We start from the raw sequence: 24,403 nt of genomic DNA, 5'->3' as shown, positions 1-24,403 counted from the left end.
AAGGGCGTTTTACAGATCGTGAGAAAGACAACGAGGAGAAGAAATACTCCCTCGCCGGGTCCAGTCCCAAAGGGCTTCGCGTCGAGGTTCCTGATGACCACCGGCAATTGGAGGTGATGACTTATCTCTGCATGGGGTAGAGAACGCAATGAACACTGTGGCAGGTTGTCTGCCATCGCAAGCCGACCGGTGGCATTAACGAAACGCTGATGCCGGTCTGAAAGCAGTCAGAATATTATCGCCGATACACGTTCCAACGCTGCATCAGCGGCACGTCCCTCCGGGGTGGTCGGCAGGAACAGTCCGCCACCGTATTTGCTCGTATTTGTTGTTTGCCTGTTATTGGAAACCTTCTCACCTTCGAGGTACGATCTCGCCGCAACCACCTGCCTGTTCCCGGCTTCTGCGAAACTGTTCAACCCCATGTACGAGGCAGTCATATGATTAAGACCGTCTTGCGTCCTCATTCGAGAATTCCTGACGAGCGCGACTACCGGATATCCGCGCCGTTGCGCTTCGCGGACAGCTGTATGTGTCATCTCCTTCTTCAACTGTTCGGGCAGCGCAGCCGAACTGCCAGTAACGGTGAAGGCAGGACCTTTAGCGCTCGAAATAGCAAGCTTAGAGTTGCTCGCTTGGGGCGTCTGACAGGCTGTCAAAAAAATAAGGCAAAGCAAAGCGATTGTGGATTTCATGAATGTCTCCCGGTTAGGAAACATTGAGAATAGTATCTGTAAATATCTGATAAATATGATGATCGACAAAGTGGTCGGCGCGCCGTTGACATTGCTTTTCTATTCTCGGGCGGAGTGAACAAAAACTTTATCCCCAGTCGCGTGCACGTACTTGGACGCTACCGTTATCAATAGGCGACTCCGTGCTGGAGCGCAAAAGCAATACGCCCCTCAAGCAAGGCGGCGCGTAAGTCTTCGTAAATACCTTCGGCGGGGAGCGTACACCAACCTTCGGCTGCAACTTCACCCTCGTCTTTAGACACGTAGTAATACTGCTCCGCATGGCTGTAAAAGCCATCATCCCGTTGGATGATAACAACACGGCGCGTTGTATGAAGGGCGTCACTCACCTCTACGACGTTAAGCTCCTGCACGATTTGCACTACAGATATCCGATTGGTAACGAGGCGTCGCGCCTGCGGTTGCTCAAATACGTTTTATGCCCACCTTATCCGGCGATGTGGCGTCTCCCTGCTCTTGCATTACATCGAAGTTAAGCCATTGCTCGAAACTACCCCGCCACATTTCGTCGTTGACCCAAAGGCCATCTCCTCCTGTTGGCGATGCCAAAATCTTGCGTTTGTAGAGTTCAGCAGCGACAATTGTTGCCTCCTTGTCTCCCAAGAACGCAAAGCGGCCCCATCCATCATCTTTGAGAGACGCGATGAAGGCGGCAAAGGCTGGACTGGCAAAATTCATTTGGCTGCTCCCTGAGGTTGCGCGCACAGATACTGCACCAATCGTGAATGCTTCGATAAATGCTCATGGCTAGAATCGCACCAAGTGCATGGCAGACGCCATCAACTTCCAAGTCGCCTACGCGGACTGTTTGATCACGTCTCCGCCCTTCAGGAATGGGCAGCACAGCTTCCTACCGACAGACGAAAGGTGGACTGGATATACAGACTTAATGCTAGAGAATTGAAATAAAGTCACTTTCTTGAATTTAATGGTGCGGACGGCGGGACTTGAACCCGCAAGACCAATGGTCGGCAGATTTTAAGTCTGCTGCGTCTACCGATTTCGCCACGTCCGCATCGCCGCGCCGCGTACCGTTCCGGTCGGGCGCTGCAAAATCGTCATGCTTCGGGCATCCGGCACAGGGCCTATCCCAAACACGACTGTGCCTCATCTACACAGGCCGAACCGTTTCGGTCAACGGGGCCTCGGAGCATTTCCAGGAAAAGTGGAACCCGGTTTTCCGTCCGGAAATACGGCAAACAAAGAGCTGGAGCGTTTTCGCGCTTCGAAGAAAAGCGAGAAAGCTCTAACCACACCAGGACTGATTTTTTGCCGATGCCGGATGCGCGAGCCCTTCCCGCACGAGTTGATCGGCAAAGGATACGCCCGAGCGCGAAAGCCGTTTGCCTTCCGTGGCTTGCCCGCCCGCAGCACCGGAGGACGCCACATCGAAGGCGCCGGCATTCAGCATGTCTCGAAGCCTGACCTTCGCAACGAAACCGCGCTGGCGCTCTTCCATGCAGCGCGCCCGGTCGATCTGCGGCACTTCGATGCCGGCGAGCTGCATTTTCACACCCTTCATCCAGAAGGTGTTGCCATCGGCCACGCAATTGTTGAGACCCGAACGACCGCAAAAGGCAAACGTACCGCTTTTTTCACCGAGCGAGATTTTTTCGACCGAAGGGCGCGTTTCCGGCAGGGTAGCTGCGACCTGGCTCGGCTGCGAGGCAGACGGCATGGCGATCGGGCGTGGCGGCACCGGTCCATTGCCGGGCAGAATGGGCGATGTGGGGCGAATGGATGCGACTTTCTCCGGCGTGACGGAATCGCGCTTGGCCGCTGTCGCAACTTTCGGAGAATTCGTGGCTGGAGATGTCGCCTTCGCAACATGCCGCTGCGGCAGAAGACTGTCGCGATGTTCGTAAACCTGAATGCCGCCGGCAACGACGCCCAGCATCAGCACCCAGGGCCAAACGCTGCCGCCACCCGATTTCTTCGCCGTGCGGCGTCGTGCTGTCGATTTTCGATTGCTCACGATCGGACTCCTTTTTACGGAGCCGCATTATCGGCCAAAGGAGTTTCCGAAAGGTTGGCATTGCCTGGCGTTTTCGCTTTTCCCGGAATCGGGAAAACGCCCTAACGCCTTGTTTTTTCGAATTTCCGAATGACAAGCACACAAGTGAGCTGCGGATAAACCGTCAGCGAACCTGATCGAGCAGCCGCTTGCATTCGAGAAGATCGAACAGGGCTTCCTGCAGCAGCGCCTGATCATCCTTGCCGATGCTCGACTTGCCGACCGATATTTCGGCATCGCTGCTGCCGCCGCCGAAGCCGAAAAAACGGCCGCTGGGCTTCGCCTTCGGGCGGCCGACGACCTCGTCCCCATCGGTATCGACGACGCGCGGTTCGGCGACTTCCTTTTCACCGCTCGCCGCCATGATGGCTTCCATGGTCGCGAGATCACCGGAGGCGATTGCCGCCACGAAGCGGTTGCCATTGGCTTTCAGCAGCTTCTGCACGCCCTTGATGGTGTAACCATGGTCATAAAGAAGGTGACGAATGCCCTTCAGGAGATCGATATCGTCAGGGCGGTAATAACGGCGGCCCCCGCCCCGTTTCATCGGCTTGATCTGCGGAAAGCGTGTTTCCCAGAAACGCAGCACATGCTGCGGCAGGTTCAGCTCATCCGCCACTTCACTGATCGTCCGAAACGCGTCGGGGCTTTTATCCAAATTTCCACTCCCATCCGAACCGGAGCGCCATGCATCCGGCCGGACACTGAACGAGAACGCTTTTCACTCACCGGTCAAACACCACGCAAAGTCGGTTAGACCCCGCGCCGACGCCGTTGCGGCGAGATACAAATCACTAAAATTGATTATGATGTGAGTCGACCGGATTTCAACGGCTTGCACGTTGAAATTCAAGTATGTTCACAAGAAGAATGGTGAAAAAGGCTTGCGATAAGGCAAAAAAGGCGTGTCGACTGGACCTTGAGAGAGAGATTACGTCCCGGCCTTCTGGCCCTTCTGCTTGGCCTTGCGGGCCGTATGGGCCTTCAGAATGCGCTGTTTCAGCACGTTCGAGGCCTTGAAGGTCATGACGCGGCGAGGAGAAATCGGAACTTCTTCACCCGTTTTCGGGTTGCGGCCGATACGTTCGTTCTTTTCCCGGATCTGGAAAGTGGCGAAGGACGACAGCTTGACGACCTCGCCGCGGGTGATCGCGTTGCATATTTCGTCGATGATCGTCTCGACCAGTTCGGCGGATTCGGTGCGGGACAGCCCGACTTTACGAAACACAGATTCTGCAAGATCTGCGCGTGTCACTGTCTTCCCGGCCATTTTTCCCCGCAAACCGTGTCTGAACTCTTCTCTAGGAGCCGCCGAGATTATTTCCCTTGTGGCGACCGGTCAAGGGATTGTTCCAGATTCATTTGAGGCTTTCGGCAATCAGTGCAAGGGCTTAGAGCGACTGATACGGTTTTGACACAGGCTCACACCACTCGGGCGCATCTGGCCGGGGTATGAGCGCGAAAAACACAACCGATTTCGCACCCTCACCCCGTCAAACGCAGGAATGCGCCATTACCAGCGCAGCAGCACCGCGCCCCAGGTGAAACCGCCGCCCATGGCCTCCAGCATCACCAGATCGCCCTTCTTGATGCGTCCGTCACCGGCGGCAACAGCGAGTGCCAGCGGAATGGAAGCGGCCGAGGTATTGCCGTGCTGATCGACGGTGATAACGACCTTTTCCGGATCGATGTTGAGCTTCTTCGCAGAACCGTCGATGATGCGCTTGTTGGCCTGATGCGGAACGAGCCAGTCGAGATCATCCGACGTCGTGCCCGTCGCCTCGAAGGCCTGTTCGATCACGTCGGTGATCATGCCGACGGCGTGCTTGAACACTTCCCGGCCTTCCATGCGCAGATGGCCGACCGTGCCTGTCGTGGAGGGCCCGCCATCGACATAGAGCTTTTCCTTGTGCGAGCCGTCGGAGCGCAGCTGCGCGGTCAGGATGCCGCGATCGGCAGAGGTGCCCTCGCCTTCGCCGGCCTCCAGAACCAGCGCGCCGGCGCCATCACCGAAGAGAACGCAGGTGGTGCGGTCCTTCCAGTCGAGAATGCGCGAGAAGGTTTCGGAACCGATCACCAGAACGCGCTTGGCCATGCCGCCGCGAATATAGAGATCGGCGGTCGATACGGCATAAACGAAGCCGGAGCAGACGGCCTGCATGTCGAAGGCGAAACCATGGGTCATGCCGAGACGGTTCTGGATGTTCACCGCCGTTGCCGGAAAGGTATTGTCCGGGGTGGAGGTGGCCAGAATGATGAGGTCGATATCGTCGGGCGTGAGACCGGCATTGTCGAGCGCTGCACGCGCGGCGGCCTCACCGAGAGACGCGGTGGTTTCACCTTCGCCGGCGATGTAGCGCTGCCTGATGCCCGTGCGCTGCACGATCCATTCGTCTGACGTCTCGACGACACCTTCGATTTCACTGTTGGTCATGACACGCTTCGGCAGCGCTGCCCCGAAACCACGGACTATAGAGCGGATCATTCCCTTATTCCTCGTCAGCCACGAGAGCTTCGGGCGCCGGGGGCGGAAGCCGTCTTGCGTGGTAAATCTTCAGATCATTTTCAATCTTGGCCGTCAGGCCGTTGTGGACCATGTCGTAGCCGACATCGACGGCGGAGGCAAAACCGATGGCATCCGTGCCGCCATGGCTCTTGATGACAATGCCGTTGAGCCCCAGAAACACGCCGCCATTGACCTTGCGCGGGTCCATCTTTTCCCTGAGCACATCGAATGCGCTTTTCGCCAGGACATAACCGATCTTGGCGAAGAAGCTGCGGGAGATCGCTTCGCGCAAAAGCGTCGTGATCTGGCGCGCCGTGCCTTCGGCGGCTTTGAGCGCGATGTTGCCGGTGAAACCTTCGGTCACCACCACATCCACCGTGCCCTTGCCGATATCGTCGCCTTCGACGAAACCACGATAATCGATGGTACCGAGATCGGCCTCGCGGATCAGCCGTCCGGCCTCGCGCACCTCTTCCTGGCCCTTGACCTCCTCGACGCCGACATTCAGCAGGCCGACGGTCGGGCGGTCGATATCGAAAAGAGCGCGCGCCATGGCGCCACCCATCAGGGCGAAATCGAGAAGCTGCTGGGAATCGGCGCCAATCGTCGCGCCGATATCCAGAACGATGCTCTCGCCCTTCAGCGTCGGCCAGATGCCGGCGATTGCCGGGCGTTCCACCCGCGCCATGGTGCGCAAACAGAATTTCGCCATGGCCATCAGTGCACCGGTATTGCCGGCGGAAACGGCGACATCCGCCTCGCCAAGCTTCACGGCCTCGATGGCGCGCCACATGCTGGAAACATAGCGGCCACGGCGCAGCGCCTGGCTCGGCTTTTCATCCATGCTGACCGAGACTTCACAATCGTGAAAGACCGATTTTTCCCGAAGTGCGGGATATTGTGCCAGAATGGGCTCGCATTTGCTCTTCTGCCCGTAGAGCAGAAAAGTTACATCGTTGTGCCGTTCAAGCGCCTTGGCGGCACCGGGTATGGCAACATCTGGGCCGAAATCGCCACCCATGACGTCAATTGCAATTCTGATCACTCGTCCCTTATCCTTCTTGCCGCCACTCAGGCGGTTTTGCGCGAAAATACCTTTTCCGGCCCTTGTTACAATAAAATTATTTCAGCCCGGTCGGGCCATTCAGTCTTTTTTCCAATCTTTCAGCACGGCAAAAGGCGATGGACGCTTCTCTTCCTCGGGCTTCGTGTCGGCCGTTTCGGGAAATTCCGCATCCGGCTTGCGAGGATAGGGATCGATCGCGAGCGCCGCAAATTCGGCAACCACAGCGCCGACATCAATGCTGTCGCCGGTAAACTGGTCGGGAATATCGGGTCCATCAGGATCAAGTACGATCTCGCCTTCGTCATTGGTGACCATTCGCGCCAGTTTCGAACCTTCCGGAACGAAAATCTGCTCGATGGCCTCATCGATCTTGCTCGAGACCGGTTCCAGCGTGACGACGCAGGATTGCGTGACCGCCGCATGCACCTCGCCCTTGACCTTCACGCCATCCTTCTTCCAGCGGGAAACCTGCAGCTCCGCCTTCAGATATTCGACGGAGACCACATCCCAGAATTTCGCCAGCGCCTTCAGTTCCTCGGCACTGGCTTCGAGACCAATCCTGACGGGATTGGCGGAAATATGGCCTACCTTTACGGGGTAGGAAAAAGGCAGGTCGTCATTTGCGGCGTGTCGCGCGTTCATCGTGAACCTCATTGTCCAGGCAGGGGCAGCGTCAGGCTTCCGGTTGCTATCGTCTCTTCGGACTGGGCGGCAAGGGCTTGCGATGCTTCCATCATCCAGCCCGCCAGCCCTTCCATATCGGGAGCCTCGTCATCTACCTGCGGATATATATTGCGCCGGAGCGCTGCGGCAAGAGCGGCGCGGTCGGAAGCATCCAGCGCCGCCGCATAGGATTCGAGCCGCCCATAGAACATGCCGGCGAATTTCTTCATGCGTTTCGGCACACCCTGATCGCCTATCCCCAATTCACGGATGGAGTGATCGAGATCCTGGAAAAAGGCATCGACGATCTCCTGGGCGATCTCCTGCCCGCTGACACCTGATGATTTGGTGCGGCGGAAATAGAGAATCATGATGACCGAGAGCATCTCGAAACGGCCCATGACGGTATCGGGAACACCCAGATCGAGATAAAAGCCGGGCGTGCGCGCGGCCGCCGTCAAGGTCGCATATTGCCGGTAGACTATGGCGCGATTGTTGTTTTTCTGTCTGAACAGCCCGAATATCATCGTTTTTTTTCCGAACGGGACGGGTGAATGCGCTTACCGCCCATCGCACTTGTTGCATGATCGTCAAAGCTGGTTTACCGAAGCATCCACGAATTGCAATGCTGTCACGGTCACGTTCGTCTTTCGCCTGAAACAGTCGAAGAGAAACGGAGGCGTTCCAAAAGACCGGGAAAGCATTGAATTTGGGGAGTGATCGGGGTTTTCCGTCCCCGGATTGACACAATCATGTGCACAGACACTGTGCACCACGCAATGCCGGAAGGTGCCATTCATGATCGCAGTCGGGGAAAAGCAGTTGAGCAAGCAGAAATCCGCAAGTCACGGCAAAATTCTGAGCAAGACCGCCATCGCAATCGTGCTCGCATCCGGCCTGCTTTCCGCCTGCAGCAGCACCACCGATGTCTTCCATAACGGCTACGTCATGGACGAGCAGTCGCTCCAGCTCATCCCGGAAGGTTCGAGCCGCGAGCAGGTTCTGCTGACCATGGGCACACCCTCCACCACCGCGACCTTCGGCAACGAGGTGTTCTATTACATCTCGCAGAAGCGCGTGCGCCGCGCCGCCTTCATGAAGCCGGCGCTGGTCGAACAGAACATTCTCGCGATCTATTTCAACAAGGACGGCGTGATCGAGCGCAAGGCTAATTACACGCTGCAGGACGGCAAGGTCTTCGACACGATTTCGCGCACCACGCCGACCGGCGGCAAGGATTTGACCTTCCTGCAGCAGCTGCTTTCCGGCGGCACCTCCGGCGCCAACATCGCCAAGAGCATTCTCGGCTCGGGCGACAACACCCCGTAACGTCGGAGAGAGTGGAAAATTCAAAGGCCCGGGGATCGCTCCCCGGGCCTTTTTTGTCCGTCAATGCCGCATGTCCTCAATGGGCAAGAACCGCCAGCAGCAGCAGCGCCACGATATTGGTGATCTTGATGGCCGGGTTGACGGCCGGACCGGCGGTATCCTTGTAGGGATCGCCGACCGTATCGCCCGTCACCGACGCCTTGTGGGCGTCCGAACCCTTGACGTGGCGCACGCCGTCCTTGTCGATAAAACCGTCCTCGAAGCTTTTCTTGGCATTATCCCAAGCGCCGCCGCCTGACGTCATGGAAATTGCCACGAACAGGCCGTTGATGATGACGCCAAGCAGCGATGCACCAAGTGCTGCGAAGGCCGACGCCTTGGAACCCGAGATCAGCAGAACGCCGAAATAAACCACGAGCGGCGCCAGAACCGGCAGGAGCGACGGGATGACCATCTCCTTGATTGCCGCGCGGGTCAGCAGATCCACCGCCTTGCCGTAGTCGGGTTTTTCCGTTCCGGCCATGATACCAGGCTTTTCGCGGAACTGGCGGCGCACCTCCTCGACGATCGAGCCCGCCGCCTTGCCAACGGCCGTCATGGCGATACCGCCGAAGAGATAGGGGATAAGGCCGCCGAACAGCAGGCCGGCAACCACGTAGGGGTTGGCGAGGCTGAAGGAAATCTCGCCTATGTCCTTGAAGTAGGGATAGGTATCACCATTGGCGGCGAAATAGGACAGGTCGTTGGAATAGGCCGCGAACAGCACCAGCGCGCCGAGACCGGCCGAACCGATGGCATAACCCTTGGTGACGGCCTTGGTGGTGTTGCCGACGGCATCCAGCGCGTCGGTCGCCTTGCGCACATCCGGATCGAGGCCGGCCATTTCGGCGATGCCGCCGGCATTATCCGTCACCGGACCGAAGGCGTCGAGCGCCACGATCATGCCGGCAAGGCCGAGCATGGCGGTGACCGCGATGCCGGTGCCGAACAGGCCGCCGAGCTGGTAGGTTCCGATGATGCCGCCGACGATGACGATGGCCGGCAGCGCCGTCGATTCCAGCGAAACCGCAAGGCCCTGGATGACGTTGGTGCCATGGCCGGTGACCGACGCCTGGGCGATGGAGTTGACCGGACGCTTGTTGGTGCCGGTGTAATATTCGGTGATGACGACGATCAGCGCCGTGACGACGAGACCGACCAATCCGCAGAAGAAGAGGTTGGTGCCGGTGATCTCCATTCCGGCGACGGTGCCGATCGTTCCCCAGCCGATCGTCGCATAGGTGGCAACCGCAAGGCCCACCACCGAGAACACACCGGTGGCAATGAGGCCCTTATAAAGCGCGCCCATGATGGAATTGTTGGTGCCGAGCTTCACGAAGAAGGTACCTGCAATCGAGGTCAGGATGCAGGCGCCGCAGATCGCCAGCGGATAGACCATGGCGCTTTCGAGCACCGGTGTTCCGGCAAAGAAGATCGCGGCAAGAACCATGGTGGCGACCACCGAAACGGCATAGGTCTCGAAAAGATCGGCCGCCATGCCTGCGCAGTCACCGACGTTGTCGCCGACATTGTCGGCAATGGTTGCGGGGTTACGCGGGTCATCCTCGGGAATGCCGGCCTCGACCTTGCCGACGAGATCGCCGCCGACATCGGCGCCCTTGGTAAAAATGCCGCCGCCGAGACGGGCGAAGATGGAAATCAGCGACGCGCCGAAGCCGAGCGACACCAGCGCATCGATCACCTCACGCGAGCCGGCCGGATGGCCCATCACCGCGGTGAGAATATAATAATAGATCGAGACGCCAAGCAGCGCGAGGCCGGCCACCAGCATGCCGGTGATGGCGCCCGATTTAAAGGCGATATCGAGACCGGCGGACAGGCTGTGCGAGGCGGCCTGCGCGGTGCGCAGGTTTGCGCGCACGGACACATGCATGCCGACGAAGCCGGCAACGCCCGACAGCACCGCGCCGACGAGGAAACCGATGGCAGCCATGGATGAGAGAAGATACCAGGCCAGAACGGCGACGATCAGGCCGACGATGGCGATGGTGAGATATTGACGGGTGAGATAAGCTTGCGCACCTTCACGGATATAACCTGCTATTTCACGCATGCGCTCATTGCCCTGATCGGCATCGAGAACGCTCTTGGTCGCCCATACCGCGTAAACCACGGACAGGACACCGCATAAAATTACTATGGGTATTACGGTCATGCGCACTTACCTCCCAAAAGGCCGGGTCTCACTCCCTCCCCGGCGCGGCGAACCATGTGCAGAGGGAGACGGACGGCCTGTCCGAAATCCCCTATTGGGCATTTGTTCCCCTCCCAAGGAAAAATGTCCTCGCACGGAGATTGCGTTGGCGCGAGGTCTCGCGTCAAGCCCACAAATTTGCCTGAAACTTGAAAGGGGTAGAGTGCGGCGCGCGACTCAGGCGGCTTTTTTGCGCCTTGTCAGAAGCAGAGAGAGGACAAGCACAAGGCAAAGCCCCGCAACCGGCCAGATGATAAGGTTCATCACCGACCAGCCCCAGGCCGTGAACACCTTGCCGGACGAAAAGGACGACAGCGCCACCGTGCCGAACAGCACGATATCGTGGAAGCCCTGCACCTTGTCCGCCTCATGTGGGCGGTAGCTTGACGTGATGATGGCGGTTGCGCCGATGAAACCAAAATTCCAGCCGAGACCGAGAAGGATGAGTGCTGCCCAGAAATTCCACAGTTCTATGCCCATATGGGCGACGACGGCGCAGGCCATCAACACGATGAGACCAGCCGCGACGATTTTTTCCGCGCCGAATCGGGAAATCAGCATGCCGGTGAAGAAGCTCGGAGCGAACATGGCCAGAACGTGCCACTGGATGCCGAGCGTGGCGAGTTCCGTGGGGAAGCCGCAACCGATCACCATGGCGAGCGGCGCGCCGGTCATCATGAAGGTCATCAAGGCGTAAGAGCCTATGCCGCAGATCATGCCGGTAACGAATCGCTGGGTGCGGACGATTTCCGACAGGGGTCTCACCGCTTCCGTATGGGCGGACGCCGCCTTCGGGTCCGGCAATTTCAGGAATGCCAGAATAGCGATCGAGACGAGGCCGAGCGGTACCAGCGCGATGAATGCGCCGGCAAAAGTGACCGGTGCGAGCAGATCCTTGCCGAGAATCGCCAGTTGCGGCCCGACAATGGCGGAGATGATGCCGCCTGCCAGAATCCACGAGATTGCCTTCGGCTTGTAGAAGGACGGTGATGCGTCCGCAGCGGCGAAGCGGATTTTCTGCGTGAAGCCGCCGGAAATGCCGATCAGCAGCAGGCCGACGGCAAAGAGCCAGAAATCCGAGCGGAAAAGCGCGACCGCGGCGATGCCGCCGCCGATCGAACACATCAGCGCGCCGACCATGAAGCCGGCCTTGCGGCCGAGGAAACGGGATGCCGCCGCAACGCAGATGGCGCCGAGTGCCACGCCGATATTGAAGCCGGTGAGCGGCGCGGTCGCGAGCGACTTGTCGGTGCCGAGCAGCTGATAACCCGCGAGCGCGCCGACCGAAAAGCTCAAGGGCGCGGCCGATCCCATGATCGCCTGCGCCATGGTGAGGAGAAAGACGTTGCGCTTCGCCTCGTCCAGTTGAACCTCTAGTCCGGGGACGGAAACCGCGCTCATCTCTTCCTCACCTGCCTGTTTTTAGCGTTTTGCCTCGCCGCGCACCTGCTTGGCGATGCGGTCCAGAACCGCATTCACCAGTTTGGGCTCGTCATGTTCGAAGAAAGCGCGGGCGATTTCGACATATTCCGTAACGATGACGGCAACCGGCACGTCCTTACGCTCGAGAATCTCGAAGGTGCCGGCACGCAGAATGGCGCGCACGGTGGCATCGAGACGCGACAGCGGCCAGTCTTCCAGAAGGGCGGAGCGCACCAGCGGGTCGATCTTCGTCTGGTCGCGCACGACGCCCGAGACGATCGAACGGAACCACGACGGATCGGCCTTCAGATAGGTGTCACCATCGACTTCCTGGCCGAGGCGGTGCGCCTCATATTCGGCAACGACTTCCATCACGCCGGTTCCGCCGACATCCATCTGGTAAAGCGCCTGCACGGCCGCAAGACGGGCCGCGCCACGCTGGTTGGCGGGCTTTACCGAAGGCTGGCGCGGTTCACCGCCGTTTTCAACATCCGACATGCGTTCAGCCACCCAGTTTCTTTTTCAGCTCGATCATGGTGAGCGCCGCGCGGGCAGCGAAACCGCCCTTGTCCTTGTCCGAGCGGCGCACGCGCGCCCAGGCCTGCTCGTCATTTTCGACGGTGAGGATGCCGTTGCCGATCGGCAGCGATTCGCTGACGGCGAGATCCATCAGGGCGCGGGAGGATTCGTTGGAGACGATATCGAAGTGATAGGTCTCGCCGCGAATGACCATGCCGAGCGCGACGAAGCCGTCATATTCGGTACCGTCATTGTCGGCGCCATCGAGCGCCATGGCGATGGCGGCGGGGATTTCCAGCGCGCCGGGAACAGTGATGACGTCATAGGTGGCGCCGGCTTCGTCGAGCGCGAACTTCGCGCCTTCGAGAAGGGCATCCGCCATATCGTCATAAAAACGTGCTTCCACGATAAGAAGATGGGGTTTGGACATGTGAGGGTTCCTGGGGATTTTCCCGAAAAGCTTTACGCCGGATCATACCGGCATTTGCGGCGGTCAAACCACGGCTGGCCGTTTTTGGCAAGTATTTTCATGCATTGCCCGCGCAGCATGACCCGTTTGCACGGGCCGCTGCAAGGCTTAATATCTGTGCGGCAAGACTGAAAAATCAGCTTTTCTGGAACGCCAGATGCACGCCAAGCCCCATCAGCACCGTTCCGGCGGCACGCCGGGCCAGAGCCTGCACGGCGCTGGATCGTTTCAGACGCCCGACCATGGCGCCCGCCAGAAGCACGCCGACGAGATCGGCGGAGGAGAAAATGAAATTGACGGCGACGCCGAGGATCAGGAACTGCAGCCAGACGGGAAAGGCGGCCGCCGGATCGACGAATTGCGGCAGGAAGGCCAGAAAGAACAGCGCGGTTTTCGGATTGAGCACATCGACGATGATGCTGTCGATGAAGGCGCGGCGGGCCGATTTCGGCTCGATGGTCAGATTGACCGCCTCGCCTTCCAGCTTGCTGCGCAGCATCGAGAAACCGAGCCAGATGAGATAAAGCGCGCCACACAGCTTCACCACAAGGTAAAGCCACGGCACCGCCTGAAACAGCACCGAGAGACCGGTAGCAGCCGCAAAAATGTGGAAATAGCAGCCGACATGGATGCCGAGCACCGCCATCAATCCGGCAAACCGGCCACGCGCCATGGTTTGCGCCGCCGCATAAAGCATGGCCGGGCCGGGAATATAGGCAAACAAAGCGGTGGTGATGAAAAAGGCTGTCAGCAGTTCAAAAGACGGCATGATGTATTTCCCCTACCCCGTTTGGCCAGCAGTCGATTTCAGGCGACCGAGCGATATCTGTATAACCTTCCACGTTCGACCGGAAGTGTGGCGGCGACCGACACCGAATAGGATCAAACTCGCTGCTCCTCCTCCGTCATGCCGGACTTGATCCGGCATCCAGCCGACGCGCGTCTGCGCGGCGAGAAGAGTCCTTTCAGCCCAAGGACTTGGGCTGGCTGGATTCCGGCTCAAGGCCGGAATGACGGGAGAAGGAAGAGTCCGCGAACACAATAAAGCGCCGAGCCTCCTCAGCTTACGCAGACGGAAACTCCGCAAGCCTTGCGGCATAACGGGCCATCGTATCGACCTCGAAATTGACGAAATCACCCGGCTGGCGTTCACCCCAGGTGGTGACGGCAAGCGTGTGACGGATCAGCAGCACGTCGAAATCAGTACCCTCGACGACGTTGACGGTGAGCGAGGTGCCATCGAGCGCCACGGAGCCCTTGGGAGCAACGAATTTCGCCAGATGCTCCGGCGCGCGCAGGCGAATGCGCACCGCCTCACCTTCCGGCTCGACCGACAGGATTTCCGCCCTGCCATCGACATGGCCGGAGACGATGTGGCCGCCGAGTTCGTCGCCGATCTTGAGCGCCCGCTCCAGATTGACATGCGTGCCCTTCTGCCAGCCTGTGATCGTTGTCAGGCGCAGCGCCTCCTCCCATGCCTCGACCTCGTACCAGCGTTCATTGCTGCCATCATCGGGCAGCTTCGTCACCGTCAGGCACACGCCGCCATGGGAGATCGACGCGCCCATATCGATGGTCTTCGGATCGTAATTGGTCGCCACGCGCAGGCGGACACCCTCCGGCAGCGCTTCCAGCTCGGACACGGTTCCGACATCGGTGACAATTCCGGTAAACATCAAATCGGCCTTTCATAATCGAAGCAGCGATCCGGCCCATAGGCTATCTCGCTGACCAGAGCATAATCGCCCGTGATATCGGCACGGCGAAGCGGCGTTTCAATGCCGCCTTCACCGATCACGACAGGGCTTTCGAACAGCATGATACGGTCCACCAGACCGGCTTCAAGGAATGATTTTGCGGCAAAGGCGCCACCTTCGACCAGAAGTTCCGACATGCCGCTTTCGGCGAGGATCTGAAGGAGGTTTTCGAGCGATGGGGCTTCGAGGATTTCGACGCCGGCGTCGGTCAGGCGTTGGCGGCGGTGGTCGGGGTTACCCCCCTCTGCCCTGCCGGGCATCTCCCCCTCAAGGGGGGAGATCGGCAAGGGGCTATCCCCTCGTTCAAATAGCGACCCCGGTTCACCCTCTCTGACGGTCGATGCCGGAAGGACCGACGCTCCATCGATCTCCCCCCTTGAGGGGGAGATGCCCGGCAGGGCAGAGGGGGGTAAAGCGGCAACCACCACCGGAACTTCACGCGCACTTCGCACCAGCTTAGACGTCAACGGCAACTCAAACTGCCGATCCAGCACGATGCGCACCGGCGAGCGCTCCTCCAAACCGGCGAGGCGCACCGTCAGTTCCGGATCATCCGCAATCGCCGTCCGGATACCAACGAGAATGCAATCACAACGCGCCCGCAGTTCGTGCACGGCATGGCGGGCCTCGGGACCGGTGATCGCCACCTGCCCCTCGCCTTTCCTGCCGATCATCCCATCGGCGGAAATCGCAAGCTTCAGAATCACATGCGGACGTTTTTTCATCTGTCGTGTGAGGTATCCGGCAAGCGCCCGCTTACCCTCGGCACGCAGCAGACCGGTTTCCACGACGATGCCTGCATCGCGTAAAATCGTATAACCGCGGCCAGAAACGCGCTCATCCGGATCGTCCACCGCCACCACGACACGGGCAACACCATATTCCACCAGCGCATTGGCGCAGGGCGGGGTCTTGCCCCAGTGGGAACAGGGTTCAAGTGTCACATAAGCGGTAGCACCACGCGCCGCCTCGCCGGCGATTTCCAGCGCCTGGCGTTCGGCATGCGGCCGGCCGCCAATGGCGGTTACCGCTTCGGCAATAATTTGCCCGTCCTTGACGAGAACGCAGCCGACGGAAGGATTGGTCAGCGTCTGGCCCTGGTGGCGAAGCGAAACCTCGATGGCCCGCGCCATGAATCTTTCGTCATCGGCACGGCTGGTCACATCTATGCTCCACCGTCCGTATCACGGGCGATCTTGGCGTTGATTTCGGCAATCACGTTTTCGAAATCCTCGGCATGGCTGAAATCGCGATAAACCGAGGCATAACGCACGAAGGCCACGTCATCGAGGCTCTTCAGCGCTTCCAGAACCTGCAGGCCGATTTCTTCCGAGGGGATTTCCGTCTCGCCGGAACTTTCGAGACGACGGGCGATGCCGGACACGGCCCGCTCAATCCGGTCGCGATCGACCGGGCGCTTGCGCAGCGCGATCTCGAAGGATCGCACCAGCTTTTCCCGGTCGAAAGGCAGCTTGCGGCCGCTTTTCTTGATGACCATCAGCTCGCGCAATTGCACGCGCTCATAGGTCGTGAAGCGGCCACCGCAATCCGGGCAGATGCGCCGCCGACGGATGGAGGTGTTGTCCTCCGCCGGACGCGAGTCCTTGACCTGTGTGTCTTCGGAACCGCAGAATGGGCAGCGCATCGTCTCTTGTCCTTACATGTACGGATACATCGGGAAACGGTCGGTCAGGCCGACGACCTTTTCACGCACCGCAGCCTCGACGGCGGCATTGCCTTCATCCGAATTGGCAACCTTCAGGCCGTCGAGAACCTCGACGATCAGCTTGCCGATTTCGCGGAATTCCGCTTCCTTGAAACCACGCGTCGTGCCGGCCGGCGTGCCGAGACGGACGCCAGAGGTGACGAAGGGCTTTTCCGGGTCGAAAGGAATGCCGTTCTTGTTGCAGGTGATGTAGGCGCGGCCCAGCGCTGCTTCCGCACGCTTGCCGGTGGCGTTCTTCTTGCGAAGGTCGACCAGCATCAGGTGGTTGTCGGTGCCGCCGGAGACGACATCGAGACCGCCTTCGATCAGCGTTTCGGCCAGTGCCTTGGCGTTCTTGACGACCTGTGCGGCATAGTCCTTGAATTCCGGCTGCAGCGCTTCACCGAAGGCAACGGCCTTGGCGGCGATGACATGCATCAGCGGGCCGCCCTGCAGGCCGGGGAATACGGCCGAATTGAACTTCTTGGCCAGATCCTCGTCATTGGTGAGGATCATGCCGCCACGCGGACCGCGCAGCGACTTGTGCGTCGTGGTTGTGGCAACATGGCAATGCGGGAACGGCGACGGATGCTGGTCACCGGCGACGAGACCGGCGATGTGGGCCATATCGACCATCAGGTAAGCGCCGACTTCATCGGCGATCTCGCGGAAACGCTTCCAGTCCCAGACGCGCGAATAGGCGGTACCGCCGGCGAGAATGAGCTTCGGCTTGTGTTCCTTGGCCTTGCGCTCCACTTCGTCCATGTCGAGAAGGTTGTCGCCTTCGCGCACGCCGTAGGAAACGACGTTGAACCACTTGCCGGACATGTTGACCGGCGAACCATGCGTCAGGTGACCGCCCGAGTTGAGGTCGAGACCCATGAAGGTATCGCCCGGCTGCAGCAGCGCGAGGAACACGGCCTGGTTCATCTGCGAACCGGAGTTCGGCTGGACGTTGGCGAAGTTGACGCCGAACAGCTTCTTGGCGCGCTCAATGGCGAGTTCTTCAGCGATGTCGACGAACTGGCAGCCGCCGTAATAGCGCTTGCCCGGATAACCTTCCGCATATTTGTTGGTCATGATCGAACCCTGCGCTTCGAGCACGGCGCGGGAAACGATGTTTTCCGAGGCGATCAGTTCGATCTCGTGGCGCTGGCGACCCAGTTCCTTCTCGATCGCGCCGAAAATATCCGGATCGACTTCGGCAAGCGGACGGGAGAAGAAAGCATCTGTGTTCGACATGGTGAAGGCTCCTGAAACAGTAATGCGATGGCGTCTTAGCGCCCTGCCCCGACAAGAGCAATACGGGCAGCGAGATTTGCCCGTCAAACTGCGACGTTACGACAAAAAACGACAGATGTTTTTTTGAAAGCAGCGGTGAGACGAGAAAAAAGCCGCGTCCGTCGGGAAAGACCAGAATTACGAGTAAAGGCTACGACCTTTTCTCCCGTCATGCCGGACTAGATCCGGCATCCAGCCACGGCGCGTCTGCGCCGTGAAGGGAGTTTTTCGCGATCAAGGACTTGATCGCACTGGACCCCGGATCAAGTCCGGGGTGACGGCGTATGAGGACCACGCCGCACCCGATGGAGCGCTGGCATCCAGCCGGGGTGAAAAACTGACGGCTAAGCCCTATCAGTTGCGCGGCAGCAGATCGTCGTCCACCGCACCGGCCGGCTGCTCCATGCCTGACGTGGTGTTGAGCGCCAGCTCGGCATTGCCGTCCTTGCCGTAGATATCGTCGCGGAACTGCACCACGCCGTCCTTCGCCGACCATGCGGTGATGTAGACGAAATAGACAGGCACTTCCTGCGCCAGCTTGATCGGCGTGTTAACCCGGGTGGCGATGACGCGTTCCATTTCCTGACGCGACCAGCCGGGCGTGTCGCGCAGCAGCCAGCTGGTCAGGTCGCGCACGTTCTGCACGCGCACGCAACCGGAGGATTCGAAACGCATCAGCTTGTTGAACAGGCCCTGCTGCGGCGTGTCGTGCATATATTCGTTGTTCGGATTGTGGAAGTTGATCTTCGTCGACGACATGGCGTTGATCTTGCCGGGGTCCTGACGGAACATCAGGTTCGGGGCCTTCGGGGCGAACCAGTCGACCGCGGTCGGCGAGACTTCCTGTCCCTTGCCGTCGATGAGGCGGATGTTGTTCCGCTCCAGATAGGTCGGATCCTTCTGCATCAGCGGCACGATGTCCTTTTCGACGATCGAGCGCGGCGCGGTCCAGTAAGGATTGAGGATGACCTCGTAAATCTTGGAATTGATCACATGGGTCGGGCGGCTGGCGCGGCCGACGACGGCGGTGTTGCGCAGCACGACGCGTTCGTTTTCAACGGCTTCGATGGCGGCGGCCGGGATATTCACCATCAGGTGACGCTGGCCGAGATCGCCGGACATGGACTGGATGCGCACGAGGTTGGTCTGCAGCTGCGCCAGACGGATCTGCGCGGAAACATTGAGCGCCTTCGTGGTGTATTCGCCGCTGACGCCGTCAGCCGGAAGGCCGTGGCGGGCCTGGAAACGCTTCAGCGCGCCATCGACGTAAGAATCGAAGGCGCTGGAAATGCCGGCTTCGCGCGGCAGGTCGCCCGATACCATCAGTCGCTGACGCAGCGCCTGTACGGAGGGATCGGAGACGCCGATCTGCAGACGCTGCTGGGAAGTGGGCACTTCCGGCCAGCCGCCATTCTGAACGATCTGCTGATATTGCATGATCGCCTGCTGCATGTAGACAGGGGCTTCGCGTCCGAGAACCGGATTGTTGGAAACGACGCCCACGGCCGAACGCGACGTATTGGCGTCGAACTGGTCATCCCAGTTGCCGCGGCGCGAAGAGCCCATGAGATCGTTGAACGCATCCTGCGCAAAGGCCGGCGCGGCAAGTGCTGCTGCACCAACGGAAACGGCCGAACGCAGAAGCGCGCGGCGCGATACGGAATCGGAAACGGATTTCTTTGTCATTCTACCTACCAGCCACTCTCTTCGGCATTCTCAATAATGCCTAAATCAATATGATTAACAAACACGTACAACGTGTCTGCCGGCTGGTCATACTCAACACCCATCGGTTGGGCGCACTTGTCTGGCAGAACAGTCGGGACTTGCCGCGACAGCAGGAGAAACAGCCGGCTCCTTCATCTTTGCCGGTCCCATATCAATATGGCCGATTCGTGTCACGGCCCTCACCTCACGAAGCTTTGTTCGCCTGAGAAACAGGGCGAAGGCTTGACGAAGGGACGGGCTTGACAGGCAAAACGTGCGGCGCGGAATCCGCAAGCCGGGAGCAAAGGATGCCCCCGGCTTAAACAGTGAAACCGTCGCGGTATTACAGGCGGTAAGCGATCGAGTCGTTCCAGAAGCGATCCAGGCGCTGCAGCAGCTTGTTCATTTCGGAGAACTCGCCGGTGCCGATGCCGCCGACCTTTTCGATCGAACCGACGTGGCGTTCATAAAGGCGGGCAACCGTTTCGGCGATTTCCTGGCCCTTTTCCGTCAGGCTGATGCGGACCGAGCGGCGGTCGACACGCGAGCGCTGGTGGTTGATGAGACCGAGGTCGACCAGCTTCTTGACGTTGTAGGAGACGTTCGAGCCGAGGTAATAACCACGCGAACGAAGCTCGCCGGCCGTCAGTTCGGAATTGCCGATGTTGAACAGCAGCAGGGCCTGAACGGCGTTGACGTCATCGCGACCCTGACGGTCGAACTCATCCTTGATGACATCGAGGAGGCGGCGGTGGAGACGTTCCACCAGATGCAGCGACTCCATGTAGAGCGAGCGGATGGTATCTTCATGTGCATCGGCAACAACGGCCTGCGGCTTAACTTTGCTATTGATCATGACTGCCTCACTGTTTTGTTTGGCGGTGTGTTTGTTTGTCTCCCGCCTTGAGTGAGAACCTAATCAATGCGCATAAAATTCTACTTAAAAGCTACGATTAACAAATGGTTACCTGCATTTTCCCTGGAGGGCCCAACTTGTGGCGAAGCGGGAACGGCTCAAGGTCACCCAATACAAATCAATAGCTTAGCCGTGAAATATGGCCGCAAATCAGGCCGAATTGCTTTATTCTTATGGTAAATCAATTCTTGCGCGTTCTTCATTCTGGCGGTGATCCAGCCAGAAAGCGACCAGGAATAGTATATAAATGGTTGCCACAAGGCCGTGCATGACGGGGACCAGCGTGTTGGCGCCGAAGATATGCGGCCACACCTTGTACATGGCGATCTGCGCGCCCGCGCCCATGACCCACATGACGGCGCCCCAGGAGGCGCCAAGCCAGAGACCGAGAGCCGCGACCGGGAAGATAACCGCCAGCGCGGTGCCCGCCACGCGCCATGGCAGGTTCAGCATATCGAAGCGTCCATGGCCTCCAAGCGAATAGCCCGTCAGCATTGCCCAATATTGCAGGCCGAACCAGAAACAGGAAACCGCGACCAGCCTCATGAAGACCAGAAAGAGGATTTCCGTAAGCGGACGTTTCGGCAAAGGTTGAGAATCAGGTTCCATGGCCGGAAGATACGGTCTCGGTGGGCGGGCGACCAGTCCATATTGAATCCCGCCGCCTGCCTTGTCAAAACATCATCGTCATTGCAGGACGCCGATAGGGAAGATTGTCGCATTCGCATGGGCCAAGCTTCATGCTATGCAGCTTTCCAAATTTGATCGAGGGACATTCTTACATGCAGGACAAAACGCATCTGGTCGACGAGATCACCGGTCATCGCCGCATGCGGCGCAATCGCAAGGCGGATTGGACGCGCCGTCTGGTGCAGGAAAATCGCCTGACTGTCGACGATCTCATCTGGCCGGTCTTCATCGTGCCCGGCAGCAATATTGTCGAGCCCATTCCCGCCATGCCCGGCGTCAACCGCATGAGCGTCGACCGGCTGGTGGAAGCGGCGAAGGAAGCCGCCGATCTCGGCATTCCGGCAATCGCGACCTTTCCGAATATCGAGATGGAGCTGCGCGACGAGACCGGTTCGAACGCGCTTGAGGCCAACAATCTCATCAATCAGGCGACCATTGCCGTCAAAAAAGCCGTTCCCAATATCGGCATGATCACCGATGTCGCGCTCGATCCCTTCACCAGCCACGGGCATGACGGTATTCTGCGCGGCGACGAGATCGTCAATGACGAGACCGTGGAACAGGTCGTCAAGGCGGCGATCCTGCAGGCCGAGGCCGGATCGGACATTATTTCCCCGTCGGAGATGATGGATGGCCGCATCGGCGCCATCCGTCGCGGTCTTGACGCCGCCGGGCACCAGAATGTCGGCATCATGTCCTATGCGACGAAATTTTCTTCCGGCTATTACGGTCCCTATCGCGAGGCCATCTCCACGGCCGGTCTGCTGAAGGGCGACAAGAACAGCTATTACATCAGCCCTGCCAACGGCATGGAGGCAATCCGCGACGCAGCGCTCGACGTGGAGGAAGGTGCCGATATGCTGATGGTCAAGCCCGGCCTGCCCTATCTCGACATCTGCTGGCGGCTGAAGGAGAATTTCGGCCTGCCGACCTTCGCCTATCAGGTGTCCGGCGAATATACCCAGATCAAGGCAGCGGCCATGAACGGCTGGATCGACGGCGAGCGGGTGATGATGGAAACGCTTCTCTGTTTCAAGCGTGCAGGCTGCGATGGCATCCTGACCTATTTCGCCATCGAGGCCGCACGCAAACTCGCTAAGGGCTGAGGCCCGCACTTATTGTATTCGGTCGTTTTCTTCCCATATTGTCTGCTGACACGGCACTCATGCCGCGCTGTCATACCCTCTCAGGAGAAAACGACCGATGAGCCTCGAACAGAACCCCACTTATGCCGCACCGGATGACTGGCGCGCCTATAGCGGCGTCCTGAGCCGGCGGATCTTCGCATTCCTGATTGATTATGCGATCGTTCTCCTGCTGTGCATTCCGGCGGCTGTGATCGTCTTCTTCCTCGGCGTGATTACCCTCGGCCTTGGCTTCTTCCTCTACCCGGCGCTGTTCGTCATCGTTGCCGTGCTTTATTTCGGCATGACACTCGGCGGCCCCTCGCAGGCGACCCCCGGCATGCGGGCGATGGGAATAGCCATGGCGCGTATGGACGGGCGGCGAATCGATTTCCTGCTGTCGACCGTTCACATCGTGCTTTTCTGGGTCATCAACTCGGTTTTGACGCCGCTGATCCTGCTTGCAGGCCTGTTTACGGAGCGCTCGCGCCTCGTTCACGACTTCCTGCTCGGCACCGTTATCGTCAGAACGCGCTGATATCGATGAAAGCCACGGAAACGTGGCTTTCATCACGTCAAATACCTCATCCCGCAGTTGACGTTTTCCGTCATTTTGCCATTCTGTGACATTATGCATGTCGCTTGAAGCGCCGCCGCCAACCCCGTGAAATCGCGGTGCGCTTTCATAACAGACGCAGGAGGCGATCACGGTTCGATGAACACGCAGGCGACGCCCTCTCCTCAATTCTATCTTACGGCGCCGGCCACCTGCCCCTATCTGCCGAACCAGATGGAGCGGAAGGTCTTCACCCATCTGGTCGGCCCGCGCGCCTCGGAAATGAACGACCTTCTGACCCAGGGCGGTTTCAGGCGCTCGCAGAACATCGCCTATCGTCCGGCCTGCGAAAACTGCCGCGCCTGTGTCTCCGTGCGCATCCTGACCGAACAGTTTCAGCCGACGAAATCGATGCGGCGCGTTCTTGCCGCGAACCGGGATGTCGTCGCCACGGTTCACGCTGCCGAACCTTCCACCGAACAATTCGCCCTGTTTCGCCGCTATCTCGACCACCGCCACCAGTCGGGCGGCATGTCCGACATGTCGGCGCTGGATTATGCGATCATGGTGGAAGACACCCATGTAAACACCCGCATCATCGAATATCGCGTGCGCGAACCCGGCTCCGGCATCGATTCCAGCAAACGCGGTGAGTTGCTGGCCGTGGCGCTCAGCGACGTGATGAGCGACGGGCTGTCGATGGTCTATTCCTTCTTCAATCCCGATCTCGAAAAGCGCTCGCTCGGCACCTTCATGATCATCGATCACATCACCCGCACCCGCGCGCTCGGCCTGCCGCATGTCTATCTCGGCTACTGGGTCGATGGTTCGGAAAAGATGGGCTACAAGACCCGCTATCATCCGCAGGAACATCTGACGCCGCGCGGGTGGGAGGTTTATACGCCGGAAGAAACGTAACCGCACCTTACCGGCGACCCCCGGAAAGCGGCATTGTGTACGAGCTTCGGCCATGTTATAACTTCGTTATAACAGGAGCTACCGTCATGAACATCACAATCCGCAAGATCGGCAATTCCGAAGGGATTATCCTTCCGAAAGAGATTCTGGACCGCATGGGTCTCAAGGCCGGCGACGAACTGGCCGTGGAAGAAAAAAATGGCGGATTCGAGTTGCACGCAGTCGACGCCGCCTTCTCAAGGCAACTCGATCATGCCCGTGCCTTCATAGATAAATACAAAGTGGCATTGAAGAAACTTGCCGAATGACGGAATTTATTTTTCTTCAAATCGACGTGGTCAAGGCACTGCATAAAATGCAGATTGAACGTTTTGGCGGCGCCCATGGCCTTCGCGACGAGGGGATACTAGAATCCGCACTCAATCGCCCTATTAATAAGGCTGGATATGGCGTCGATGACGTCTGTGAACTCGCCGCGGCTTACCTGTTCGGTCTGGCACGCAATCACGCCTTTGTGGACGGCAACAAGCGTATCGCCATTGTTACCGCCGGCGTTTTCCTGATGGAAAACGGCTATATGATCGAAACCGACGAGGCTACCCTCTATACTTTTGTTCTTGCTGTCGCTGCCGGCGAAATTGAAGAAGACGGCGCATACCTGTTTCTAAAGGACCACGTTGTCCCTCTAGGCTAGACCGAAACGCCGCACATCATTCCGATGCGCGGCGTTTCTTCGATACCCGGTCGGTGTC

At 59.1% G+C, this 24,403-nt stretch carries 28 protein-coding genes and 1 tRNA gene; 6 read left to right on the top strand and 23 right to left on the bottom strand.

What is annotated here, in order from left to right; all coding sequences use genetic code 11:
* Positions 1-227 precede the first annotated feature (227 nt).
* The 11 genes from ACIQUH_RS01660 to ACIQUH_RS01610 form a co-directional block, all read right to left on the bottom strand.
* Positions 228-695 carry a hypothetical protein gene (locus ACIQUH_RS01660; RefSeq protein ID WP_400812097.1) on the bottom strand — a complete coding sequence of 156 codons (468 nt, stop codon included), beginning with the start codon at positions 693-695 and terminating at the stop codon, positions 228-230.
* Positions 696-862: 167 nt separating this feature from the next.
* Entirely contained in the window at positions 863-1,117 is a 255-nt protein-coding gene (locus ACIQUH_RS01655) for a hypothetical protein (RefSeq protein ID WP_400812095.1), read from the bottom strand.
* A 43-nt stretch (positions 1,118-1,160) separates the two neighbouring features.
* Complete coding sequence (locus ACIQUH_RS01650) at positions 1,161-1,433, bottom strand: hypothetical protein (RefSeq protein ID WP_400812093.1); 273 nt, start codon at positions 1,431-1,433, stop codon at positions 1,161-1,163.
* A 251-nt stretch (positions 1,434-1,684) separates the two neighbouring features.
* A tRNA-Leu gene (locus tag ACIQUH_RS01645) sits at positions 1,685-1,770 on the bottom strand.
* Positions 1,771-2,001: 231 nt separating this feature from the next.
* Positions 2,002-2,730 (bottom strand): nuclease, encoded by a 729-nt coding sequence (locus tag ACIQUH_RS01640; protein WP_400812092.1) that lies wholly within the window; start codon positions 2,728-2,730, stop codon positions 2,002-2,004.
* A gap of 163 nt (positions 2,731-2,893) precedes the next feature.
* A complete protein-coding gene (locus ACIQUH_RS01635; protein WP_400812090.1) occupies positions 2,894-3,427 on the bottom strand; it encodes a MerR family transcriptional regulator in 534 nt (177 codons plus the stop codon).
* A gap of 273 nt (positions 3,428-3,700) precedes the next feature.
* Positions 3,701-4,039 (bottom strand): integration host factor subunit alpha, encoded by a 339-nt coding sequence (locus tag ACIQUH_RS01630; protein WP_035260182.1) that lies wholly within the window; start codon positions 4,037-4,039, stop codon positions 3,701-3,703.
* Between the two features lie 243 nt (positions 4,040-4,282).
* On the bottom strand, positions 4,283-5,254 hold the full coding sequence (locus tag ACIQUH_RS01625; RefSeq protein ID WP_003520812.1) for a beta-ketoacyl-ACP synthase III: 972 nt from the start codon (positions 5,252-5,254) through the stop codon (positions 4,283-4,285).
* A 4-nt stretch (positions 5,255-5,258) separates the two neighbouring features.
* A complete protein-coding gene (gene plsX / locus ACIQUH_RS01620; protein WP_400812088.1) occupies positions 5,259-6,320 on the bottom strand; it encodes a phosphate acyltransferase PlsX in 1,062 nt (353 codons plus the stop codon).
* 99 nt (positions 6,321-6,419) lie between these two features.
* Complete coding sequence (locus ACIQUH_RS01615; protein ID WP_400812087.1) at positions 6,420-6,983, bottom strand: YceD family protein; 564 nt, start codon at positions 6,981-6,983, stop codon at positions 6,420-6,422.
* Between the two features lie 8 nt (positions 6,984-6,991).
* Entirely contained in the window at positions 6,992-7,531 is a 540-nt protein-coding gene (locus ACIQUH_RS01610; protein ID WP_400812083.1) for a ubiquinol-cytochrome C chaperone family protein, read from the bottom strand.
* Positions 7,532-7,802: 271 nt separating this feature from the next.
* On the opposite strand from ACIQUH_RS01610, the gene ACIQUH_RS01605 reads away from it, so the two are divergent.
* Positions 7,803-8,333, top strand: coding sequence for an outer membrane protein assembly factor BamE (locus ACIQUH_RS01605; protein WP_400812082.1), 531 nt, complete (start codon positions 7,803-7,805; stop codon positions 8,331-8,333).
* Between the two features lie 76 nt (positions 8,334-8,409).
* On the opposite strand, the gene ACIQUH_RS01600 is transcribed toward ACIQUH_RS01605, so the two are convergent.
* From ACIQUH_RS01600 to ACIQUH_RS01545, 12 genes are all read right to left on the bottom strand, one after another.
* Positions 8,410-10,548: a sodium-translocating pyrophosphatase gene (locus ACIQUH_RS01600; RefSeq protein ID WP_400812081.1), complete on the bottom strand. Its 2,139-nt coding sequence runs from the start codon at positions 10,546-10,548 to the stop codon at positions 8,410-8,412.
* Positions 10,549-10,764: 216 nt separating this feature from the next.
* Positions 10,765-11,988 carry an MFS transporter gene (locus ACIQUH_RS01595; protein ID WP_400812079.1) on the bottom strand — a complete coding sequence of 408 codons (1,224 nt, stop codon included), beginning with the start codon at positions 11,986-11,988 and terminating at the stop codon, positions 10,765-10,767.
* Between the two features lie 21 nt (positions 11,989-12,009).
* Positions 12,010-12,507 carry a transcription antitermination factor NusB gene (nusB, locus tag ACIQUH_RS01590; protein WP_010971444.1) on the bottom strand — a complete coding sequence of 166 codons (498 nt, stop codon included), beginning with the start codon at positions 12,505-12,507 and terminating at the stop codon, positions 12,010-12,012.
* Between the two features lie 4 nt (positions 12,508-12,511).
* Positions 12,512-12,958, bottom strand: coding sequence for a 6,7-dimethyl-8-ribityllumazine synthase (locus tag ACIQUH_RS01585; protein WP_020809943.1), 447 nt, complete (start codon positions 12,956-12,958; stop codon positions 12,512-12,514).
* 175 nt (positions 12,959-13,133) lie between these two features.
* Complete coding sequence (locus ACIQUH_RS01580) at positions 13,134-13,766, bottom strand: LysE family translocator (protein ID WP_400812076.1); 633 nt, start codon at positions 13,764-13,766, stop codon at positions 13,134-13,136.
* 295 nt (positions 13,767-14,061) lie between these two features.
* Positions 14,062-14,673, bottom strand: a complete 612-nt coding sequence (locus ACIQUH_RS01575; RefSeq protein ID WP_400812075.1) for a riboflavin synthase — start codon at positions 14,671-14,673, stop codon at positions 14,062-14,064.
* Positions 14,673-15,917, bottom strand: a complete 1,245-nt coding sequence (ribD, locus tag ACIQUH_RS01570) for a bifunctional diaminohydroxyphosphoribosylaminopyrimidine deaminase/5-amino-6-(5-phosphoribosylamino)uracil reductase RibD (protein ID WP_400812073.1) — start codon at positions 15,915-15,917, stop codon at positions 14,673-14,675. The genes ACIQUH_RS01575 and ribD overlap by 1 nt, the downstream gene beginning before the upstream one ends.
* 2 nt (positions 15,918-15,919) lie before the next feature.
* Complete coding sequence (gene nrdR / locus ACIQUH_RS01565; RefSeq protein ID WP_003502218.1) at positions 15,920-16,399, bottom strand: transcriptional regulator NrdR; 480 nt, start codon at positions 16,397-16,399, stop codon at positions 15,920-15,922.
* A gap of 12 nt (positions 16,400-16,411) precedes the next feature.
* Entirely contained in the window at positions 16,412-17,701 is a 1,290-nt protein-coding gene (gene glyA, locus ACIQUH_RS01560; protein ID WP_400812070.1) for a serine hydroxymethyltransferase, read from the bottom strand.
* Positions 17,702-18,094: 393 nt separating this feature from the next.
* Positions 18,095-19,426: a murein L,D-transpeptidase gene (locus ACIQUH_RS01555; protein WP_400812068.1), complete on the bottom strand. Its 1,332-nt coding sequence runs from the start codon at positions 19,424-19,426 to the stop codon at positions 18,095-18,097.
* A gap of 364 nt (positions 19,427-19,790) precedes the next feature.
* Entirely contained in the window at positions 19,791-20,300 is a 510-nt protein-coding gene (gene ldtR, locus ACIQUH_RS01550) for a transcriptional regulator LdtR (RefSeq protein ID WP_026363448.1), read from the bottom strand.
* A gap of 234 nt (positions 20,301-20,534) precedes the next feature.
* Complete coding sequence (locus tag ACIQUH_RS01545) at positions 20,535-20,972, bottom strand: DUF6163 family protein (RefSeq protein ID WP_400812066.1); 438 nt, start codon at positions 20,970-20,972, stop codon at positions 20,535-20,537.
* A 173-nt stretch (positions 20,973-21,145) separates the two neighbouring features.
* On the opposite strand from ACIQUH_RS01545, the gene hemB reads away from it, so the two are divergent.
* The 5 genes from hemB (at position 21,146) to ACIQUH_RS01520 (ending at position 24,345) form a co-directional block, all read left to right on the top strand.
* The gene (gene hemB, locus ACIQUH_RS01540; RefSeq protein ID WP_269343950.1) at positions 21,146-22,159 is read left to right on the top strand and encodes a porphobilinogen synthase; all 1,014 of its coding nucleotides are present in this window, start codon (positions 21,146-21,148) and stop codon (positions 22,157-22,159) included.
* A gap of 97 nt (positions 22,160-22,256) precedes the next feature.
* Positions 22,257-22,715 (top strand): RDD family protein, encoded by a 459-nt coding sequence (locus tag ACIQUH_RS01535; RefSeq protein WP_400812064.1) that lies wholly within the window; start codon positions 22,257-22,259, stop codon positions 22,713-22,715.
* A gap of 177 nt (positions 22,716-22,892) precedes the next feature.
* The gene (locus tag ACIQUH_RS01530) at positions 22,893-23,651 is read left to right on the top strand and encodes an arginyltransferase (protein ID WP_400812062.1); all 759 of its coding nucleotides are present in this window, start codon (positions 22,893-22,895) and stop codon (positions 23,649-23,651) included.
* Between the two features lie 86 nt (positions 23,652-23,737).
* Positions 23,738-23,959, top strand: coding sequence for an AbrB/MazE/SpoVT family DNA-binding domain-containing protein (locus ACIQUH_RS01525; RefSeq protein ID WP_400812060.1), 222 nt, complete (start codon positions 23,738-23,740; stop codon positions 23,957-23,959).
* Positions 23,956-24,345 (top strand): type II toxin-antitoxin system death-on-curing family toxin, encoded by a 390-nt coding sequence (locus tag ACIQUH_RS01520; RefSeq protein WP_400812059.1) that lies wholly within the window; start codon positions 23,956-23,958, stop codon positions 24,343-24,345. The genes ACIQUH_RS01525 and ACIQUH_RS01520 overlap by 4 nt, the downstream gene beginning before the upstream one ends.
* Positions 24,346-24,403: the final 58 nt, after the last annotated feature.

It is taken from the genome of Agrobacterium sp. NPDC090283 (assembly GCF_044769685.1).
GTDB lineage: Bacteria > Pseudomonadota > Alphaproteobacteria > Rhizobiales > Rhizobiaceae > Agrobacterium.
Note: the sequence above shows the minus strand (reverse complement) of the source record. Positions and strands in the feature narration are given on the sequence as shown.

What these genes read in the sequence shown, in the direction of transcription:
- ACIQUH_RS01615 (WP_400812087.1), bottom strand. Translation starts at nt 6,983, where the DNA reads ATGAACGCGCGACACGCCGCAAATGACGACCTGCCTTTTTCCTACCCC.
- ACIQUH_RS01520 (WP_400812059.1), top strand. Translation starts at nt 23,956, where the DNA reads ATGACGGAATTTATTTTTCTTCAAATCGACGTGGTCAAGGCACTGCAT.
- glyA (WP_400812070.1), bottom strand. Translation starts at nt 17,701, where the DNA reads ATGTCGAACACAGATGCTTTCTTCTCCCGTCCGCTTGCCGAAGTCGAT.
- ACIQUH_RS01530 (WP_400812062.1), top strand. Translation starts at nt 22,893, where the DNA reads ATGAACACGCAGGCGACGCCCTCTCCTCAATTCTATCTTACGGCGCCG.
- ACIQUH_RS01545 (WP_400812066.1), bottom strand. Translation starts at nt 20,972, where the DNA reads ATGGAACCTGATTCTCAACCTTTGCCGAAACGTCCGCTTACGGAAATC.
- ACIQUH_RS01605 (WP_400812082.1), top strand. Translation starts at nt 7,803, where the DNA reads ATGATCGCAGTCGGGGAAAAGCAGTTGAGCAAGCAGAAATCCGCAAGT.
- ACIQUH_RS01555 (WP_400812068.1), bottom strand. Translation starts at nt 19,426, where the DNA reads ATGACAAAGAAATCCGTTTCCGATTCCGTATCGCGCCGCGCGCTTCTG.
- ACIQUH_RS01585 (WP_020809943.1), bottom strand. Translation starts at nt 12,958, where the DNA reads ATGTCCAAACCCCATCTTCTTATCGTGGAAGCACGTTTTTATGACGAT.
- ACIQUH_RS01630 (WP_035260182.1), bottom strand. Translation starts at nt 4,039, where the DNA reads ATGGCCGGGAAGACAGTGACACGCGCAGATCTTGCAGAATCTGTGTTT.
- hemB (WP_269343950.1), top strand. Translation starts at nt 21,146, where the DNA reads ATGCAGGACAAAACGCATCTGGTCGACGAGATCACCGGTCATCGCCGC.
- ACIQUH_RS01535 (WP_400812064.1), top strand. Translation starts at nt 22,257, where the DNA reads ATGAGCCTCGAACAGAACCCCACTTATGCCGCACCGGATGACTGGCGC.
- ACIQUH_RS01600 (WP_400812081.1), bottom strand. Translation starts at nt 10,548, where the DNA reads ATGACCGTAATACCCATAGTAATTTTATGCGGTGTCCTGTCCGTGGTT.
- ACIQUH_RS01660 (WP_400812097.1), bottom strand. Translation starts at nt 695, where the DNA reads ATGAAATCCACAATCGCTTTGCTTTGCCTTATTTTTTTGACAGCCTGT.
- ACIQUH_RS01625 (WP_003520812.1), bottom strand. Translation starts at nt 5,254, where the DNA reads ATGATCCGCTCTATAGTCCGTGGTTTCGGGGCAGCGCTGCCGAAGCGT.
- ACIQUH_RS01575 (WP_400812075.1), bottom strand. Translation starts at nt 14,673, where the DNA reads ATGTTTACCGGAATTGTCACCGATGTCGGAACCGTGTCCGAGCTGGAA.
- ACIQUH_RS01650 (WP_400812093.1), bottom strand. Translation starts at nt 1,433, where the DNA reads ATGAATTTTGCCAGTCCAGCCTTTGCCGCCTTCATCGCGTCTCTCAAA.
- ACIQUH_RS01595 (WP_400812079.1), bottom strand. Translation starts at nt 11,988, where the DNA reads ATGAGCGCGGTTTCCGTCCCCGGACTAGAGGTTCAACTGGACGAGGCG.
- nusB (WP_010971444.1), bottom strand. Translation starts at nt 12,507, where the DNA reads ATGTCGGATGTTGAAAACGGCGGTGAACCGCGCCAGCCTTCGGTAAAG.
- ACIQUH_RS01610 (WP_400812083.1), bottom strand. Translation starts at nt 7,531, where the DNA reads ATGATATTCGGGCTGTTCAGACAGAAAAACAACAATCGCGCCATAGTC.
- ACIQUH_RS01525 (WP_400812060.1), top strand. Translation starts at nt 23,738, where the DNA reads ATGAACATCACAATCCGCAAGATCGGCAATTCCGAAGGGATTATCCTT.
- nrdR (WP_003502218.1), bottom strand. Translation starts at nt 16,399, where the DNA reads ATGCGCTGCCCATTCTGCGGTTCCGAAGACACACAGGTCAAGGACTCG.
- ACIQUH_RS01580 (WP_400812076.1), bottom strand. Translation starts at nt 13,766, where the DNA reads ATGCCGTCTTTTGAACTGCTGACAGCCTTTTTCATCACCACCGCTTTG.